Source organism: Pseudomonas sp. PB120, assembly GCF_009761815.1.
Taxonomy (GTDB): domain Bacteria; phylum Pseudomonadota; class Gammaproteobacteria; order Pseudomonadales; family Pseudomonadaceae; genus Aquipseudomonas.
Window position 1 is genome coordinate 1 of sequence record NZ_RWIN01000066.1, and the last position, 18099, is coordinate 18099.

The window sequence follows — 18099 nt, forward strand, 5'->3', positions numbered from 1 at the left end:
GAGGGCATGCCGAGCCTAGGCGAGGCACCGAACGAAAGGGGCAAGAGCCCTTGGTTACTTGGGGCTTTTCCAAGTGACTCGCCGTAAGGGCGAAACCAATAGCCGCCGTGACCGAAGAAACGGATATACACCCAATCCCCGGATTACCCACCTGCCCCAACCGCGCACGCGGCCAACCCTACTTAATCAATGCGCAATACAAACCGACTTCAACTCGGTATACGCCTCAATCACCGCCCGCCCAAACTCACGCCCCATCCCCGATTGCTTCACACCGCCAAACGGCATGGCCGGGTCCAGCAGCACATGGGCATTGACCCACACCGTGCCCGCTTCAATGCGTGGGACGAGGTTCATCGCCTTGCTCAGGTCATTGGTCCACAGACTGGCCGCCAGGCCATAACGATTGTCGTTGGCCAGCGCGATCACCGCATCTTCATCATCGAACGGCATCACGCCCAGCACCGGACCGAACACCTCTTCACGGGCCACGGCCATGCTGTGGTCGATATCGGCCAGGATCGTCGGCTGCACATAAAAACCGTCGCCTTCCAGCAACTCGCCGCCCGACACCACGCGAGCACCTTCCTGACGCGCCAGTTCGATGTGCTTGAGCACGCCCTGTTGCTGCTTGCGCGACACCAGCGGGTTGATCGCTGCCTCGCAGTTCATGCCCGCGCCAATCGGCATCGCCGAGACCGCCGCCGCAAGGCCTTCGACAAATTTGTCGTGGATCGAGCGATGCACATAGAAGCGCGAAGCCGCCGCGCAGACCTGGCCGTTGTTCAACAGGCCGCCAAGGATCGCGCCCTGAATGGCTTTGTCGATGTCGGCATCGGCGAGCACGATCATCGGGTTCTTGCCGCCCAACTCCAGGGCAAAACGGGTCATGTTGGCCATGCACGCCACGCCGACACTCTTGCCCACTGCGGTCGAGCCGGTGAACGACACCTTGCTCACCAGCGGATGGGACGTGAGCACACCACCGACATTGGCGCCGCCACCGGTCACCACGTTGAACACACCGGCCGGAATGCCCGCTTCCAGGGCCAGTTCCGCCAGACGCATCGCGGTCAGCGGGGTTTCCATCGCCGGCTTTATGATCACCGTGCAACCGGTGGCCAGCGCGGGCATCAGCTTCCAGGCAGCAATCAGCAACGGGAAGTTCCACGGCACAATCCCGACCACCACGCCCACCGGCTCACGCTTGGTAAACGCGGTGAACTTGGCGCCCGGCGGCAGCGGGATCGATACGTCAAAGGTCTGCCCTTCGATCTTGGTCGCCCAGCCGGACATGTAGCGCATGAACTCCACGGTGGCGTTCAGGTCCAGCGCGCGGGCCATGTTGATCGACTTGCCCTGGCTCAGGGTTTCCAGTTGTGCCAGTTCTTCGGCGTGCTCTTCAACCAGGCGGGTGAAGTTCAGCAGAATGCGTTCGCGGTCCGCCGGACGCAAACCCGACCACACGCCGGACTTGAAGGCCTTGTGCGACGACTGCACGGCTTGCTCGATCACTTCCAGTGGCGCGTCCAGGGTTTCGCACAGGGTCTTGCCGGTGGCCGGGTTGACCACGGCGATACTCGGCCCCTCGGCGAACACCCATTGGCCGTCGATAAAGCAGCCATGACGACGGTCGATGAACGCAGCCACCTGCGGCAGGATTTCAACATTGCTCATAAATCACCTTTGATTCAGACGAGTTGTTCAGCCAGCGAAACCGGCGGATTACTGTTGTTCTTTGAGGAAGCAGGCGACCGCCTGGCGATCGTCCGCAGACGCCAGCCCCATGTAGGGCATGTAGGTCCCCGGCACGAAGGCCTGGGGTTGAGCGATGAGTTGCGTGATGTTCTCGGCCTGCCAATTGATGTCTTTATTGCGCATGGCCTGGGAATAGTTGAAGCCTTCCAGCGAACCGGATTTGCGGCCGACCACGCCCGCCAGGTTCGGCCCCATCATCCCGGTCATGCCTTTGGTCACCGAATGGCAGACCGCGCATTCATTGGCGAACACCTGGGCACCGTGCCCCTGATCGGGTGCACAGTCGGCAGCCAGCGCGGCCTGCGCCACGGTGAACGAGAGCAGACCGATGAGGGAAAAACGCAACGAGGTGACCATAGGAAAACGACCTTGAAAATCCGCGCACCCGGCTAACGGGCGCCCACACTGGAATGTCGATGCAACGGTGCACCGGCAGGGTTGATACGGATTGTCGGCGGTCGGTGACGCGCGGGTTTTGCGCTGCCTGCCAGTCGTATTGGCCGGGCTGCCAAACCGGGCATTTTGGCAAGCACAGCCAACTCTTTGGCAACCACACAAAAGGACGAAAAAGTTCCCGGCCTTAGTATCGAAAAAGACCGCAAACCTGCGCTCAAGAACAAGAACGGATGCCACACAATGCTCAAGTCCCCCTTGCTTCGTCTCTCTACGCTTGCCCTGATGATCAGCGCCGGCCAAGCCAGTGCGTATGAACTGTACGCCAATGACGACAGTCACCTGAACGCCACGCTGGAAGCGGTTTTCGGCATTTTCCACAGCCAGGAAAACTACGCGTTGTCCGGCCGGCTCGATGAAGGTTCCTCGTCGTGGCGCGAGGGCTACATCAAATATGGCCTGAGCTTCGACAAGGGCCTGGCGGGTGTGGGCACCGCGTACGGTGCGGCGAACATGTTGAGCTCTGGCACCTGGGGCGATGGCGATGCCGCCGGCTTCAGCGACGGCTCGGAACGCAGCACCAAGTTCGAAGACGCCTACCTCGGCTGGCGCTCGGGCAAACTGTTCAGCGTGCTGGGTGACGATGGCGTCGACCTGTCCTTCGGTCGCCAGAACATTGTGGTCGGCGATGGTTTCCTGATTGACGGCGATGCCCTGAACATGGGCAAGGGCCTGGCCGACGGCGAGTTCAATCGCGGCGGCGCTTACTACCTGGCGGCGCGCAAAGCCTTCGACGAAACCGCCGTGCTGCGCCTCGGTGGCAAGCAAGGCTGGCGTGGCGACCTGATGTGGTTGAAATCGGACAACCGCGCCCAGGCCAAGACTGAAATGTACGTCGGCACCCTGGAACACGTCGCCGACGAAGGCACGGTCGGCCTGACCTACATCGACACCACCGATGTCGACGAGCAATTCGCCTCCCCTTTGCAGCTTGAACGCGACGGCATGAAAACCTACAGCCTGCGCGCAGCCGGCAATGCCGGGGTGAAAAACCTGTTCCTCTCCGGCGAATACGCCAAGCAGGACAAACCCCACACTTCCAATGAAGACGCCTGGTACCTGGAAGCGGGCTGGACCTTTGCCGACGTGGCCTGGACCCCGAATGTCAGCTACCGCTACAGCCGTTTCTCCGAAGGTTACGACACGCTGTTCTACGGTTTCAGCCGTGGGTATGGCACCTGGTTCCAGGGTGAAGTCGCCGGTAACTACGCCGGTCCGTTCAACAGCAACTCGCGCATTCAAAACGTCACGCTGAAAGTCTCGCCGCTGGAAAACCTGACCGTGGGCGCGATGTACTTCAACTTCGACACCATCGACCGCAACCTTGGTAACACCGATGGTCATGAAGTTGACCTGTACGCCGAATGGCACGTCAACGAGCACCTGACCGTGATGCCGCTGCTCGGCCTGTACCAGCCAGACAAGAGCGCCGAACAGGGTGGCACTCAACTGGGCAACAACGACAAAAACCTCTACAGCCAAGTGGTGTTCGCGACCACTTTCTAAGCTGCCAACGCAGTACCCTTGTAGCAGCTGGCGAAGCCCTGTGGGAGCGAGCCTGCTCGCGATGGCAGTGTATCAGGCAGCAACAATGTCGACTGACACGCCGTCATCGCGAGCAGGCTCGCTCCCACAGGGCTTCGCCAGTTACTACAGGGATCGTGTGGTTCTTCTAGGAAAAAGGCCTTTCCAATGCACAAGAAATTCCTGACGATTCAGAGCAAGATCGCCCTGCTCGCTGGCCTCTGCCTGCTGCTGGTGGTGGGATTGCTGATGGGGTTGTCGCTGTACCAGACCCACAAAAGCAGCCAGCAAGTGGCGCAGGCCAGCAGCGAAATGCTCGCCAATGCTGCCAAGGAACACATGCAGGCGCTGGGCAAAGTCCAGGCAATGCAGGTGCAACGCACCTTCATGCAGACGCACGAATATGGCCAGGGGTTGTCGCGCTATTTGCTGTACCTCAGGCAGCTGCAGCAACAGGGTCGCCTGACCCGCCCACAACTGCGCCAGGAGCTGAGCACACAGCTTCATCAGGCCCTGATCGACAAGCCCGACCTGCTCGGGCTTTATGTCATTTTCGAACCCGATGCACTGGACGGGGCCGACAGCGGTTTCACTGACCAGGCCGCCATGGGCAGCAACGAAACAGGTCGTTTCTCCCTCTACTGGGTGCAAAGCAAACCCGGCGAACTGCAAGCAGTAATCGGCGACGAAGCGCTGCTGGCCAACACCTCGCCCGGCCCCAGCGGTGCGCCGTATAACGCCTTCTACACCTGCGCGCGCGATACGCGTCAGGCCTGCGTGCTGGAACCGTATTTCGACGAGGCGTCCGGCAGCCGCAAACTGGTGACCAGCATCGCGTTCCCGCTGATCGACAATGGCAAGGTCATCGCCGTGGTCGGCCTCGACATCAACCTCGCCGCCCTGCAACAGAACAGCGAAGCCAGTGCACGCCAACTGTTCGATGGCCATGGCCAGATCAGTATCGTCAGCCCGCTTGGCGTGATCTCGGCCAACAGCCAGGACGTCAGTCGTCTCGGCCAACCGCTGGACAATGCCCAAGTGATGGACTCCCTGCACCAGGGCCAACCGAAGGTGTTTGTCGACCAGCAGCAGATCAAGGTGCTCGAACCGTTGGCGCCGATTACCGGCGCAGCACCGTGGGGTGTACTGGTGGGCGTGCCGCAAGACGTGCTGTTGGCACCGGTGACCACGCTGCAACACGAGCTCGATGCACAAGGCGTGCAAAGCACCGCGCTTGAACTGTTGCTGGGGGGCGGCTCGGCCCTGCTCGGCCTGGTGTTGATCTGGTACGCGGCCTTTCGCATTACCCGACCGCTGCAAACGCTGACCCGGGTCATGGAAGATATCTCCCTGGGCGAAGGCGACCTGACCCGGCGCCTGGCGGTGCAGTCGCGGGATGAAATCGGCCAACTGGCCACCGCGTTCAACCGTTTCGTCGAACGCATTCATCACTCGATCCGCGAGGTTTCCTCGGCGGCACTCAGCGTGAATGAAGTCGCCAAGCGGGTGCTGCTCGCCTCCAACTCGTCGATGAGCAACTTCGACGAACAATCCACCCGCACCAACAGTGTCGCCGCCGCCATCAACCAACTGGGCGCCGCTGCCCAGGAAATCGCCCATAACGCCAGCGACGCCTCGCAACAGGCCAGTGCCGCGCGGCAACAGGCCGAAGACGGGCGCCAGGTGGTGGAGCGGACGATTCAGGTGATGAATGAACTGTCCGGCAAAATCAGCTTGTCGTGCGCCAACATCGAAGTGCTCAACGACAAAACCGTGAACATCGGGCAGATCCTCGAAGTGATCAAGGGCATCTCGCAACAGACCAACCTGCTGGCGCTGAACGCCGCCATCGAAGCGGCCCGAGCAGGCGAAGCAGGCCGTGGTTTTGCCGTTGTCGCGGACGAAGTGCGCAGCCTGGCCGGTCGCACACAGACCTCGGCGGCGGAAATCCAGCAGATGATCGAAGCCCTTCAAGTCGGCGCCCGCGACTCGGTCACGACCATGACCGAGAGCCAGCAACACAGCGAGGAAAGCGTCACCATCGCCAACCTCGCCGGCAAACGGTTGAGCAGCGTGACGCAGCGCATTGGCGAGATCGACAACGTCAACCAATCGGTCGCGGCCGCCACAGAGGAACAAACGGCGGTGGTCGAAGCGCTGAACGTCGACATCACGGAAATCAACACCCTCAACCAGCAAGGCGTGGAAAACCTGCATTCGACCTTGCAGGCGTGCACGGAACTGGAGCGGCAGGCTGATCGGCTGAATCAGCTGGTGGGTAGTTTTCGTATCTGAGATGAGTGTTGCCTGATAGATCGCCATCGCGAGCAGGCTCACTCCTACAGGGATTTGCGGTGAACGCAACATTTGTGAACACCGCAATCCCTGTAGGAGTGAGCCTGCTCGCGATGAACGATAACGCGGTTCTCCTGCCCTCCTCCACCGCCCGCAATCTGGCATCCACACACAATCGGATGGCACACGCATACACAAGCCGCACCACCCTGCCCGCGTAGTATCAAAGCCGATCCCTTCAAACACCCCCACAAAAAACAATAAATCGACCTTCGGGTCGCGGGAGATTTCTGTGCTTAAGAAAAGTGCGTTGGGCTGGCCAAAGATCGCGGGTCTTGGCATTGCGTTGGTGGTGGCCGGGCAGTTTTCCGGCTGGAATTTCGGGCTGATGGCCGGTGGCTGGCTGAACATGCTGATTGCCACGTTGCTGATGGCGTTGCTCTGCGGCGGGCTGGCGTTGTGCGTGGCGGAGCTGTCCACCGCGTTGCCAAGCGCCGGTGGCGTGTTTGTCTATGCGCAAAGTGCGTTCGGGCCGTTCGTGGGTTACCTGGTCGGCGTCGCTTGCGCGCTGGCATTGACCATCGGCACCGGTGCGGCGGCGACGTTCATTTGCGCCTACACCGAGTCGATTTTCGGCCTCGGCGGCTGGCCGGTGAAAATCGCGCTGTTCGCGGTGATCATCGGCGTGCACCTGCGCGGTGTTGGTGAGGCCATGGGCCTGACGCTGATTGCTGGCGTCATCGCGGTCGTCGCGCTGCTCACGTTTGGCGTGGCCATGGCGCCGCATGTCGAGTTGAGCAACTTGCTGGTGATGCCGGCCACGGCCGGTCCGGCCGTCAGCCTCGGCGGGATCTTTGCCTGTGTGCCCTTCGCCATCTGGTTGTTCATCACCGTTGAGCAAACCGGTTCGGCCGCCGAAGAAGCGCACAACCCGGGGCGCAGCATGCCGCGCGGGATTCTCGCGGCCGTTGGTACGCTGCTGGTGACGGCGCTGGTGGTGCTGGTCTGCGCACCGGGAGCGGGTGGCGTGGAGCAGGTCGGCAGCGCCGGCGATCCGCTGTACGCGGCGATGACCCACACCAACGCCTATGGCGATGCTTCGTGGCTGGCCAAAGTGATCGGTTGCGGCGCGGTGTTTGGCCTGATCGCCACCTTCTTTTCGTTGATCTACGCCGCTTCCCGGCAGCTGTTTGCCATGGCCCGCGACGGTTTGTTCCCGCAGTGGCTGGGCAAAACCGGCAAGCGCGGCACGCCGTTCCCGGCGCTGTTGCTGATCGGCGCCATCGGCCTGCCATTGTCCGCCGTCGACCCGGCCACGGTGATGCTCGCGGTCGTGCTGCTGCTCAACGTTTGCTACCTGTTCATTTTCGCCGCGTACCTGCGCATCCGAAGCAGCCAGCCTGACCTGCCGCGCCCGTTCCGCCTGGCCGGCGGCAAGCTGATCGCCTCGCTGGGCCTGGCCTTGACGCTGGTGGTGATCGCCGCCTGCTTCCAGCTCGACGTGATGATGCTGATCGCGCTCGCGGTGACCTTCGTGCTGTGCATTTTCAACTTTCTGCTGCGTGCCCGACTGCAAGACGGCACCCCCCACCTCGAGGTTCCAGACCATGCCTGAAGACACTCTGCTGCAACGCCGCCATCGCGTACTTGGCAGCGCTTCCCCGTTGTTCTATGACAAACCCTTGCACCTGGTGCGCGGCGAAGGCGTCTGGCTGTTCGACGTCGACGGCCGCCGCTACCTCGACGTCTACAACAACGTGCCCTGCGTCGGGCATTGCAACCCGCACGTGGTGGAGGCGATGCACCGCCAGGCGATGACGCTGAACATCCACACCCGCTATCTCGACGAGAACATCGTGCGTTATGCCGAGCGCCTGACGGCCACCTTCGCAGAGCCGCTCGACACCGTGATGTTCACCTGCACCGGCACCGAAGCCAATGAACTGGCGTTGCGCCTGGCGCGTTTCGCCAGCGGCGGCACCGGGATCATTGTCAGCGATTACAACTACCACGGTAACTCGGCGTCGCTGGCCGAAGTCACCACCGCGCTGCCGTCGCCGGAACCGTTCGCCGCCCATGCCCGCGCGGTGCCGATTCCGTGCCTGTACCGGGCGCCGGCCGGCACCAGCGAAGCGCAACTGGTCGAGGAATATGCCAGCAACATCAAGGCCGCGATTGCCTCGATGCAAGCCCAGGGCATTCGCCCGGCGGCGCTGCTGATCGACACCCTGTTCGCCAACGAAGGCCTGCCGCGGTTGCCGGCCGGTTTCGTCAACAAGGCCGCCGAACTGATTCGCGCCGCTGGCGGCTTGTTCATCGCGGACGAAGTGCAATCCGGATTCGGTCGTACCGGCGAGCACCTGTGGGGGCATCAGGCCCATGGCGTGGTGCCGGACATCGTCACCCTCGGCAAGCCAATGGGTAACGGCTATCCGTTGGCCGGCCTGATCACCAGCAAGGCCTTGGTCGAGTCGTTCGGGCGCAGCGCGATGTACTTCAACACGTTCGGCGGCTCGCCAGTGGCGGCGGCGGTCGGCATGGCAGTGCTCGACGTGATCGAAGAGCAACAGCTGCTGCACAACGCCCGAACCGTCGGTGCTTACGTGCAACAACGCCTGGAAGTCCTGGCCGGCAAGCATTCGATCATCGGCGACGTGCGTGGCAAAGGCCTGTTCTTCGCCATGGAGCTGGTGCGCGACCACGCCAGCAAAGAACCTGCCGGCCTCGAAGCGCGCCGGGTGGTGAACCAGATGCGTGAACACGGCGTGCTGATCAGCAAGATCGGCGCTGGCGACAACATTCTCAAACTGCGGCCGCCGCTGGTGTTCAACCGCGACCACGCCGACCTCTTCGTTGACACGCTGGACAGCGCCCTGAGCGCCATTTGAGGCTAGCCATGACGGATTTCCACACCCTGAGTCACGACCAGCAAGTCGCCAAACTGCATGACCTCGCCCGCCACGCCCTGCAACAGTGGGACGGCACGTTTGCTGACATCGAGCTGGTGAAATTCCGCGAGAACGCCGTGTTTTCCGCGCGGCGCGAGGACGGCCAGCGGGTGGCCTTGCGCATTCATCGCAACGGCTACCACTGCGAGGCCGCGCTGCGCTCCGAGCTGCAATGGATGGAAGCGCTCGCCACCGCCGGCATCACCGTGCCGCAGATTATCCGTGCGCGTAACGAGCGGCATCTGGTCGAAGTGAACCACGCCGACATCGGCGAACCGCGCCATGTCGACATGCTCGCCTGGCTGCCCGGCGCCACGGCCGGCACTTCGGAAGCCGGGGTGCAGCCTGACACCGAAATCGACTTTCTGTTTGCCGAGGCGGGCGCCATCGCTGCGCGCATTCACGTGCACGCCGCCGAGTGGCAGCAACCGGATGAGTTTGTGCGTCATGCCTGGGATGAAGACGGGTTGATCGGGGCCAACCCGTTCTGGGGACGGTTCTGGGAGCTGGAACAGCTCAGCGAAGATCAACGCGCCCTGCTGCAACAGGCCCGACGCGCCGCACGCAGCGACTTGCGCCGGTACGGTCGTCACCTCGATAACTTCGGCATGATCCACGCCGACCTGGTGCCGGAGAACCTGCTGATCGAAGGGCCGCAATTGCGGCTGATCGACTTTGACGACGCGGGTTTTGGCTGGCACATGTTCGAACTGGCCACGGCGCTGTATTTCTGCCTGGACGATCCGCGTTATGAGCAGATCAAAGCGGCGCTGCTGGCCGGCTACGCGGCGGTTAAACCGCTGACCGAAGCCGATCACAACAGCCTGGCCTTGTTCCTGATGCTGCGCGGCACGACGTACCTGGGCTGGATTCACACCCGCAAAGGCACCCCGACCGCGATTGAAATGGCACCAATGCTGATCGAGCGCGCGTGTGGGTTGGCGCGGGAATACCTGCAAAAGTAATCGCACACACAGCGCCTTTGTGGCGAGGGAGCTTGCTCCCGCTTGAGTGCGCAGCACTGACAAAATCATCGGCAATGACGTAGATTTTGGGGCCGCTACGCAGCCCAGCGGGAGCAAGCTCCCTCGCCACAGGGGTTCAGCGTTATTCCGTTGGATCGAGCTGATCCAGCGCCCTGTTCACCGCGAGTTCGCCGAGCATGATGACTTGTGCAATGCCCAGCAGGGTGTTGCGGCTCGGCCCCTCCATATGATCCGCCAAATCCATCGTCATGACGTTCGCCTATGCCAGCGACTCGCACGCGTGCGCCAGCAGGGTTTCGGTATTGAGATTCGGGTTGACGATGAACATCGAGCAGGGGTTGCGCGGGGTGGCCTGGATGTCTGCGAACGAGGGGTGATCGGTGGTGTTGTGAGGGGATGTTGGGTCGGTGTCTGGTGGGTCTGGCGTTACCTTGATCATGATTTTCTTTTCCTGCTGTGATGCCACCACTCCATCGCTACTAAACGAGGGGTGGCGGCTGTACGCAGGTTAGTAGACCGGGGAAAAGAAGAAAGCCGGCGCGCCCGAGGACGCCCTGCGCACAGCCACCATCAAATGCAGGCATGGGAATGCCTGACTGACAGATGCTCGTACGTTCTTCAAATACCACGGGCTACTAAACCCGATCACTGGAAATCAGTGACAGGAATCAAGTTACCGACGGTGCCCAAAGCGCACAAGTCGGCGGATTCTGGCGTAGCCGTAGGCAACGGCGCAAGGTGCTGTGGCTTTCAGGAAGTAACGCTAAACGCTTTTAAACAGTACTTCGAACAGGCACCGCCATCGCGAGCAGGCTCGCTCCCACAGTTGATCGAGTTCTCCAGACGGACGCGATCAAAGGTGGGAGCGAGCCTGCTCGCGATAGCGTTTCAACGATGAACGACAACGCGGGGTTTCAGCAATGCGCCCCGGCATGCTCGAGCCGATGGAACAGGCGGTTGAAATACACCAGGCTGTCGCCCTCTTCCCGCACGCCGACTTTCGACAGTTCGACGAACATCACCGAGTGCGAACCCACTTCCTTGCATTCGGTGATCCGGCCTTCCAGCTTCACCAGGGCATCGCGCAGCACCGGCACGTCGGCCGCGCCGTCGTCCCACAGGTCCCAGGCGAAGCGTTCAGCCATTGGCACTTGGGTCATGCCGGCGAAGTGCCGGGCCAGGTCTTCCTGCTCGCCGCACAGCACGTTGACGCACAGGTGGCCGTTGGTGCGGAACACATCGTGGGTGGCGCTGTTGCGGTTGACGCAGACCAGCACCGTGGGCGGTGAGTCCGTCACCGAGCACACCGCGCTGGCGGTGATGCCGCAACGTCCGCCAGGGCCATTGGTGGTGATGATGTTCACCGCCGCCGGCAACTGCGCCATGGCATTGCGAAAGTCGATTTGCTGCTGGCTCAGGTTGGCCATGTCGGTGCCCCTTCCTTCAGGAGGACCGTCGTTGCGCGGCCCTTTGTTATGGAACAAGAGTAAGGCCAGGGGCTGCGCGCCACTATCCTGACGATCCCCATGGCAGGGTTGGCTTTCCGCTAGTCGACTAGGTGGTTTCTTTATCGTCAGGGCCGGTCACAGCCGGTATTCTGCTACTTGGCTCCAATGAGAGCTGATGTCCGCCACAGCGTGCCTGTGTGCGAAAACAATAATTAGAAAATTCTCGTGGCAGTCCCTGATGGAAACCCGCAAACCGATTGTTTACATCGTCGATGACGACAAAGACCTTCGCACCTCGCTCGCCTGGTTGCTGGAGTCGGTCAGTGTGCAGGCGCAATGCTTTGCCGGCGCTGAAGAGTTCCTGAGCCAGTACGACCCCCGCCAACCCGCGTGCCTGGTGCTGGACGTGCGCATGCCGGAAACCAGTGGCTTCCAGTTGCAGGAAATCCTCAACCAGCGGGGCAGCACCCTGCCGACCATTTTCGTCTCCGCCCATGGCGACATCCCGATGTCAGTGACGGCGATGAAGAACGGTGCGCTGGACTTCGTGGAGAAACCCTACAACCCGCAGCAGATGATCGACCGCATCCAGGCGGCGCTGAAGACCGCCGTGCATGCCCAGGCCGACCAGCAGCAACGCCAGCACCTGCAAGGCAAACTCGCGCTGCTGACCAGCCGGGAACGGGAAGTGTTGATGCTGGTGATCGATGGCAAGGCCAGCAAGGTGATCGCGCGGGAGCTGAACATCAGCGTGAAAACCGTTGACGTGCACCGGACCAAGATCAAGGAAAAGATGGGCGTGACCAGCATCGCGATGCTGGTGCGTGAAGTGCTGCATTTGCCGGTGGATGAGCCGGCGCGGCACTGATTCTTAATCTTCGGTGCCCCTCAGGCCGCCATCGCGAGCAGGCTCGCTCCTACAGTTGACCGAGTTCTCCAGACGGATGCGGGTAACTGTAGGAGCGAGCTTGCTCGCGATGAGGCCATCACTTTCAACACTGATGCGACTGACACTACGCCATCGCGAGCAGGCTCGCTCCTACAGATGACCGAGTTCTCCAGACGGATACGGGCAACTGTAGGCGTGAGCCTGCTCGCGATTGAACGGTGACGCGCTCAGTGGCTATACCGCTTGCGGTACTCCCCCGGCGATACGCCGAAGCGTGACTTGAACGCCGACGAAAAGTAGCTGGAATCCGAAAATCCCCACGCGTAGCACAGCGCCGAGAGCTTTTGCTCGACGTCGGAGCGGCGCAGGTTTTCGGCGCAGAAGTCCAGGCGGCGATGCTTGATGTACTGCGCCACCACCAACCCGCGCTTGGAAAACATCCGGTACAACCCGCGCACCGAAATCCCCACCTCACGGGCAATCAGTTCGGGGCACAGGTCTTCGGTGCTGATGTGCTCGTCGATGTACGCGATGGTCTTGCGAAACTGCCGCTCGTGGGCGTCCACGCCGCTGTCCCGGCCGCTGATGCCGGGCAAGAGCAGGCTGACCAGCGCGTCGAGCACTGCTTCGCTTTCCTGCATGTCCAGGCTTTGTTGCTGCCGGGTTTCCAGCACCATGCGGTTGGCCATCGCGGCCAGGGGCGTACTGGCCGCGATGCGCGTGGCACAGTTGACCGCATTGAAGTGCGAACCCCGCTCAACCACCTGCCGCGGCAGGATCAACGACAACTGTCGTGAGTCTTCCTGATAGGTCATGTCGCTGGGACGGCAAGCATCGATCAGGGCGATGTCGCCGCACCCCAGCTGGGCGCGGTTGTCGCCCTGTTCGAGTTGCGAGCTGCCGCCCAGCTGGAACACCGCGTAGTAATGGCCGTCGTTGCTGGTGCTGACATCCTTGCTGGTGCGATACAGATGCACGTGGGCCATGTCGACCACGCTGAGGTTGATCGCACCGCTGCGGAATTCCGTCAAGCCACCGTAAAAATTCGCGTCCAGTGCGCGGGCGTCAAAGCGCCCACAGGCCTGATTGACCTGGTTCAACCAACTTTCGAATGCATCGTTGCGCACCATCGAAGAAGTAATCATGACCGCGAGGCCTCACGTCAGTTTTATTGTTATTTTTCGACCGCTTCGTCGAGCGGTTCGGCATTAGTCGTTCGTGACCGTCGTCTCCTTCGACGGTCGTGGGGCGCCGATTTAACCGGCTCCCACCCAATGTTTCCAGAGGTTCTACCGGTTAAAGGTCCAATACCAGACGAGCGGAAAGCGCGCGCGACACGCAGGCACAGATTTGCTTATTGCCGGCTTTCTCTTTGCTGGACAGGCAGTTGTCGCGATGCTCCGGCACGCCGTCCAGCACCTCTACAATGCAGGTGCCGCAGATGCCTTCGCGGCACTCGGTGTCGATGTCGCAACCATGGGCCTGCAGCACGTCGACCAGGCTGGTATTGGCCGGGATCTGCAATACCACGCCAGAGCTGGCCAGTTCCACTTCAAAGCCACCACTGGGTCCCGCATTTGCGGCCGGGTCGGCCTGGAAGTGTTCGAGATGAATGGCATCTTCGGAACGGCTGCGCGCTGCCACTTCCACGACTTTGTTCATGAACGGTGCCGGGCCGCAGGTGTAAACATGCGCCGCGCTGCCGGCCTGATTCAGGCATTCACTCAACGCGGCATCCATATCACCCGGCTCGACGCCGTAATGGAACTGCACGTGCCCGGCGAACGTGTTGGCCAACAGCTCTGAAAACGCGGCGTACTCCGGCGATCGGGCGAAGTAATGCAGGCGCCACGGCTGGCCGTTTTCCGTCAGCCGGTAGGCCATGCTCAGCAGCGGCGTCACACCGATGCCGGCGGCGCACAGCACATGTTCGGTCGCCGTCGGGTCGAGGCGGAACAGGTTGCGTGGCGCACCCATCTCCAGCTCCGTGCCCTCTTCCACCTCGTGCAGCGCGGCAGAACCGCCACGGGATTGCGCTTCTTTCTTCACCGCCACCAAATACGCGCGGCGATCCTGCGGCGGGCTGCACAGCGAATACTGGCGGGTCACCCCGGTCGGCCCGGTCAGGTCGACGTGCGCCCCCGGTTCATAACTGTCGAGCGGCTGGCCGTCACTGCGCACGAGGCGAAAGGAACGGATATCCAGCGCTTCGTCGACGATCCTTTCGATCCTCACCTTCATCATTGCATCACCTGAAATACGGTTGTTTTTGTTAAAAAGCCTTCAAGTCGACCACTAACCCGTGGCGAGCGAGCTTGCTCGCGCTCGACTGCGCAGCAGTCGCAAAATCTGCATCGCCGCCAACATCCTGGGGCCGCTTCGCAGCCCAGCGGGAGCAAGCTCCCTCGCCACGGTAGATCGAGTTGGCCGGTAAATCAGCGCATGAACAACCCGCCATTGACGTCCCAGCACGCGCCGGTGACCGAAGTGGCGTGGTCGGCGATCAGCAGCAACACGGTATCGGCGATGTAGTCGGGGGCGCCGAGGGTGCCGGCCGGGATCATTTTCAGAATCTGCTCCAGGCGTTCCGGCGCCACGGATTCGCGCACCACCGGCAAGTCCAGCGGCCCCGGCGAAATGCTGTTCACCGTCACACCCTGTGGCGCCAGTTCACGGGCGAAGACTTTGGTCAGCGTCGCCACCCCACCCTTGGCCGCCGCATAGTGCGCGCCAGTGGCAGTGCCGCCGTTTTGCCCGGCGAGGGACGCGATGTTGACGATGCGGCCAAAACCACGCTCGGCAAAATGCGCGCCGAACACCTGGCAGGCGACAAACGTGCCGCGCAGGTTGATCGCCATCGACTCGTCAAACTCTTCCGGGGTGATGTCCATCAAGGGCGCGACTTTCGACACGCCGGCGTTGTTCACCAGAATGTCGGTGCCGCCCCAACGCTCGGCGAGCAGGTCGCGAGCGCGGACAAAATCGGCCTTGTTGCGCACATCCAGTTCGATGGCGACGGCACTCGCGCCGCTGCCATCGAGATCCGCCGCCAGACGCTGCACGCCTTCAACGCGCAGGTCGGCGAGACCCACGCGGTATCCCGCCGCGTGCAAACGGCGGGCGATGCATTCGCCCAGACCGCGCGAAGCACCTGTCACCAGAGCGACTCGATTCATCGTGTTGCTCCTCACAGCAGGAAGCCGAGCGCGCTCAGGCTGTCGGTGGAATTGATCAGGCGCACGACCTTGCGTTCCAGTTTCGCGACACCGTCGACGAAGCGAATGCGATGGTTCAGGTCGGCCACGAACGGCGTGTGCACGCCGCGTTTGTAGGCGTACAGCAGCTGCGCGGAATTGACTTCAACCACGTCCCCCGCCGCTTCCACCAGACGGAAACGCGAAACACTGCGCACGGTTTTCGCCGCGTCCACCGCCGACGGCGAGTAGCCGGCGGTCAGGCGTTCGATGCGCAAGTCACGCATGCGCGCATCGTCGTAGGCGTAGTTGAGCGTGGCTTCGAAGTCTTCGGTGTCCGGGTCGATCGGCACAATGTAGCGGCCGGTCTCGCTCCACAAGGTGGCCCACTCGGCGTAATTCTTGTGATCGAGCAGTTCGGCTTCGCGCCAGATGAATTCGATGGCCTGGGCCAGCGGGCCGGAAAAACCGTTCAGGGTGTCGTGATTGCTCATTGGCTCATCATCCTTTTCCACATGTCATAGGCACCGCGCATGCCGCCCTCGTCGGTGGCGTGGGAGACTTTGTCGCCGTTCTCGGCGGTGATTTCGCGATTGAGGCCGCGGTTGACCAGGATTGGCGCGTCGACGCCGGCGTACGAGCCGCGCTGCACACGGTCCCAGGCCTCGGCATCGTCAGGGCTGCCGAAACCGAACGGGCCCTGGAAGTGTTCGTGGATACGCATGCGTTCGCGGTTGGCGATTTCCGGGCCGCCGTCCATGCCGAGGGCCACATGACGGATCTCGGTTTCAGTCACCGACACCGGGCGTAGCACACGGAAGAACGACATCGACATGGCGACGTTCGGGAACAGGTTCAGGTTGAACCCGGCACCGTGCAGCGAGCGCACGATGCGACGGACCTGATCCGCCGGCAGGGTTTTCGACAGTTCTTCGGTGACGTGGGCGAAACGCTCTTGCAGCTGCTCGGTACCGTCGTCGTGATCGAGGTCGACGTGCTCCGGCACCATCACCATCACGCTGTGGCCGTTGCCCAGCGAGTGGGTCACGGCTTGTTCGTCGGTCATGAACGAGAGCATTTCCGAGGTTTCTTCATCCACCGACGACATGAACGACTTGTGCACGATCGGGAAGTGATAACCGTCTGTGGTGTTTTCCAGCTGGATCTTCCAGTTGCCCTTGAAGCTGAACTTGTGTTCGCCCTGGGTCTTGATCGGGTAACCGGCGCCCTGCTTCATGAACAGGTCCATCCAGTGTTTCGCACCGCCGAGGAAGTCTTCCAGCGGTTCGATGTCATCGTTGTAGCTGGCGAACACCATGCCGGCGTAGCTTTCGACGCGCAGGCTGGTGAGCGGCAGTTCGGACTTTTCCAGAATGCCTTCGTAGCCGTCCGGGTACGGCAACGCGCGCAGTTTGCCGTCCAGGCCGTAGGACCAACTGTGGTACGGGCAGGTAAAACCGGTGGCGTTGCCCTTGTGCTTTTCGCACACGGTGGCGCCACGGTGCCGGCAACGGTTTTCCAGCACGTTGATGTTGTTCTTCTTGTCGCGCACGACGATCACCGGGCGACGGCCGATCATCGCGGTCTTGAAGTCGCCGCTGTTGCGCACTTCGCTTTCGTGGGCAACCCAGACCCAGGTGCGGTAGAAAATCTTGTCCAGCTCGGCTTCGAACAGCGCCGGGTCGTTGTACAGCGAGACGTCGACGCGGTCATGGCTGACCAGTTCGTCAGGGCTTTTCGATGATGCGATCAGCCGGTATTCATGAGTGCTCATGCGGTTCTCCTCATGGCTTATTTTTATGATTTCTTTTTAGGGGTCGACCGTTCACCGGCCATGCTCTGTTGCAGTTGCGCACCGAAGGCGCAGACGAGTTCGTCCTGGCCTTTGCGACCCACAATCTGCAGGCCGACTTTCAGCCCGCCGCAATCCAGTTCCACCGGCACCGTCAGCGCCGGATGGCCGCTGAGGTTGAACGGCCGTACCAGCGGGGTCATGCCCGCCACCGCTTTGCTCGCGCTGCGCGCTTCGATCAGCGTGGGCGGCAGGCTTGGCATCGTCGGCAACAGCAGCACCGCAAATTCCTCCAGCGCGGCGTCCACTTGCTGGGTGAAACGCGTGCGGACTTTTTCCGCTTGCGCCAGGTCAGCGACGCTGGTGCGGCTGGCGATCAACAAGCGCTGCTCGACATCCGCGCCGATCAGGCCTTTGCCGGTCAGGTGGCCGAAAGCCGCCCAGTTTTCAAAATTGATCACGGTCAGGCCAGCGGCGAACGCGGCCTCGAATTCGCTTAGCTGCAGGTTGCTACGGCGCCAACCGGCGCGGTCGGCAGCGGCACCAAGTGAGGCTCGCAAGTGCGGATCACAGTCGACGTCCAAAAAGCCCACTGACGCCTGGCCGGACGGCAATCCCTGCACCGAAAAGCCGGGGCAAATCACTTGCATCGCGGCGATCAGGTCGTCCATGTCCGCCGCGAACGGCCCGACACAATCGAGGCTGGAGGCCAGCGGATGCGCGCCGACCCGGCTGACACGCCCGTACGTCGGCTTCAACCCGGCGATGCCGCAACACGCCGCCGGCACGCGCACCGAGCCACCGGTGTCGGT

General features: G+C 62.0%; 15 protein-coding genes and 2 pseudogenes. 7 read left to right on the plus strand and 10 right to left on the minus strand.

All coding sequences use genetic code 11. The features are described from left to right. Positions 1-186: 186 nt before the first annotated feature. Positions 187-1677, minus strand: coding sequence for an aldehyde dehydrogenase family protein (locus EJA72_RS13325; RefSeq protein ID WP_157711902.1), 1491 nt, complete (start codon positions 1675-1677; stop codon positions 187-189). Positions 1678-1725: 48 nt separating this feature from the next. Beyond that, the gene (locus EJA72_RS13330) at positions 1726-2115 is read right to left on the minus strand and encodes a cytochrome c family protein (RefSeq protein ID WP_157711903.1); all 390 of its coding nucleotides are present in this window, start codon (positions 2113-2115) and stop codon (positions 1726-1728) included. 279 nt (positions 2116-2394) lie between these two features. On the opposite strand from EJA72_RS13330, the gene EJA72_RS13335 reads away from it, so the two are divergent. From EJA72_RS13335 to EJA72_RS13355, 6 genes and pseudogenes are all read left to right on the plus strand, one after another. Further along, on the plus strand, positions 2395-3717 hold the full coding sequence (locus tag EJA72_RS13335) for a hypothetical protein (protein WP_157711904.1): 1323 nt from the start codon (positions 2395-2397) through the stop codon (positions 3715-3717). Between the two features lie 405 nt (positions 3718-4122). Further along, positions 4123-4632: pseudogene (locus tag EJA72_RS29705) on the plus strand (cache domain-containing protein); the annotation flags it as partial. 144 nt (positions 4633-4776) lie between these two features. Continuing rightward, complete coding sequence (locus EJA72_RS29710; RefSeq protein ID WP_372240704.1) at positions 4777-6030, plus strand: methyl-accepting chemotaxis protein; 1254 nt, start codon at positions 4777-4779, stop codon at positions 6028-6030. A 292-nt stretch (positions 6031-6322) separates the two neighbouring features. Beyond that, positions 6323-7645: an APC family permease gene (locus tag EJA72_RS13345; RefSeq protein ID WP_178129348.1), complete on the plus strand. Its 1323-nt coding sequence runs from the start codon at positions 6323-6325 to the stop codon at positions 7643-7645. After that, positions 7638-8918: an aspartate aminotransferase family protein gene (locus EJA72_RS13350; protein ID WP_157711906.1), complete on the plus strand. Its 1281-nt coding sequence runs from the start codon at positions 7638-7640 to the stop codon at positions 8916-8918. The genes EJA72_RS13345 and EJA72_RS13350 overlap by 8 nt, the downstream gene beginning before the upstream one ends. An 8-nt stretch (positions 8919-8926) precedes the next feature. Further along, positions 8927-9943, plus strand: a complete 1017-nt coding sequence (locus EJA72_RS13355; protein WP_157711907.1) for a phosphotransferase enzyme family protein — start codon at positions 8927-8929, stop codon at positions 9941-9943. A 142-nt stretch (positions 9944-10085) separates the two neighbouring features. Here the strand turns inward: EJA72_RS13355 and EJA72_RS13360 are convergent. Beyond that, positions 10086-10403, minus strand: a pseudogene (locus tag EJA72_RS13360) (DUF6124 family protein). Between the two features lie 475 nt (positions 10404-10878). Next, positions 10879-11391, minus strand: a complete 513-nt coding sequence (hpaC, locus tag EJA72_RS13365) for a 4-hydroxyphenylacetate 3-monooxygenase, reductase component (RefSeq protein ID WP_157711908.1) — start codon at positions 11389-11391, stop codon at positions 10879-10881. A 259-nt stretch (positions 11392-11650) separates the two neighbouring features. On the opposite strand from hpaC, the gene EJA72_RS13370 reads away from it, so the two are divergent. Continuing rightward, positions 11651-12280, plus strand: coding sequence for a response regulator transcription factor (locus tag EJA72_RS13370; RefSeq protein ID WP_157711909.1), 630 nt, complete (start codon positions 11651-11653; stop codon positions 12278-12280). A gap of 248 nt (positions 12281-12528) precedes the next feature. Here EJA72_RS13370 and feaR read toward each other — a convergent pair whose 3' ends face one another. The 6 genes from feaR to EJA72_RS13400 form a co-directional block, all read right to left on the minus strand. Further along, positions 12529-13446 (minus strand): transcriptional regulator FeaR, encoded by a 918-nt coding sequence (gene feaR / locus EJA72_RS13375; protein WP_157711910.1) that lies wholly within the window; start codon positions 13444-13446, stop codon positions 12529-12531. 151 nt (positions 13447-13597) lie between these two features. After that, positions 13598-14545: a PDR/VanB family oxidoreductase gene (locus tag EJA72_RS13380; RefSeq protein WP_157711911.1), complete on the minus strand. Its 948-nt coding sequence runs from the start codon at positions 14543-14545 to the stop codon at positions 13598-13600. Positions 14546-14736: 191 nt separating this feature from the next. Then, complete coding sequence (locus EJA72_RS13385) at positions 14737-15477, minus strand: SDR family NAD(P)-dependent oxidoreductase (RefSeq protein ID WP_157711912.1); 741 nt, start codon at positions 15475-15477, stop codon at positions 14737-14739. Between the two features lie 11 nt (positions 15478-15488). Then, on the minus strand, positions 15489-15989 hold the full coding sequence (locus tag EJA72_RS13390) for an aromatic-ring-hydroxylating dioxygenase subunit beta (RefSeq protein WP_157711913.1): 501 nt from the start codon (positions 15987-15989) through the stop codon (positions 15489-15491). Continuing rightward, positions 15986-17269, minus strand: coding sequence for a Rieske 2Fe-2S domain-containing protein (locus tag EJA72_RS13395; protein WP_157711914.1), 1284 nt, complete (start codon positions 17267-17269; stop codon positions 15986-15988). The genes EJA72_RS13390 and EJA72_RS13395 overlap by 4 nt, the downstream gene beginning before the upstream one ends. A 23-nt stretch (positions 17270-17292) precedes the next feature. Continuing rightward, on the minus strand, positions 17293-18099 hold an 807-nt coding region (locus EJA72_RS13400), incomplete at its 5' end, for an amidase (RefSeq protein ID WP_157711915.1).

Excerpts from the sequence above, each read along its gene's own strand:
- EJA72_RS13335 (WP_157711904.1), top strand. The coding sequence starts at position 2,395 with ATGCTCAAGTCCCCCTTGCTTCGTCTCTCTACGCTTGCCCTGATGATC.
- EJA72_RS13390 (WP_157711913.1), bottom strand. The coding sequence starts at position 15,989 with ATGAGCAATCACGACACCCTGAACGGTTTTTCCGGCCCGCTGGCCCAG.
- hpaC (WP_157711908.1), bottom strand. The coding sequence starts at position 11,391 with ATGGCCAACCTGAGCCAGCAGCAAATCGACTTTCGCAATGCCATGGCG.
- EJA72_RS13370 (WP_157711909.1), top strand. The coding sequence starts at position 11,651 with ATGGAAACCCGCAAACCGATTGTTTACATCGTCGATGACGACAAAGAC.
- EJA72_RS13355 (WP_157711907.1), top strand. The coding sequence starts at position 8,927 with ATGACGGATTTCCACACCCTGAGTCACGACCAGCAAGTCGCCAAACTG.
- feaR (WP_157711910.1), bottom strand. The coding sequence starts at position 13,446 with ATGATTACTTCTTCGATGGTGCGCAACGATGCATTCGAAAGTTGGTTG.
- EJA72_RS13380 (WP_157711911.1), bottom strand. The coding sequence starts at position 14,545 with ATGATGAAGGTGAGGATCGAAAGGATCGTCGACGAAGCGCTGGATATC.
- EJA72_RS13350 (WP_157711906.1), top strand. The coding sequence starts at position 7,638 with ATGCCTGAAGACACTCTGCTGCAACGCCGCCATCGCGTACTTGGCAGC.
- EJA72_RS13395 (WP_157711914.1), bottom strand. The coding sequence starts at position 17,269 with ATGAGCACTCATGAATACCGGCTGATCGCATCATCGAAAAGCCCTGAC.
- EJA72_RS13325 (WP_157711902.1), bottom strand. The coding sequence starts at position 1,677 with ATGAGCAATGTTGAAATCCTGCCGCAGGTGGCTGCGTTCATCGACCGT.
- EJA72_RS29710 (WP_372240704.1), top strand. The coding sequence starts at position 4,777 with ATGGACTCCCTGCACCAGGGCCAACCGAAGGTGTTTGTCGACCAGCAG.
- EJA72_RS13385 (WP_157711912.1), bottom strand. The coding sequence starts at position 15,477 with ATGAATCGAGTCGCTCTGGTGACAGGTGCTTCGCGCGGTCTGGGCGAA.
- EJA72_RS13330 (WP_157711903.1), bottom strand. The coding sequence starts at position 2,115 with ATGGTCACCTCGTTGCGTTTTTCCCTCATCGGTCTGCTCTCGTTCACC.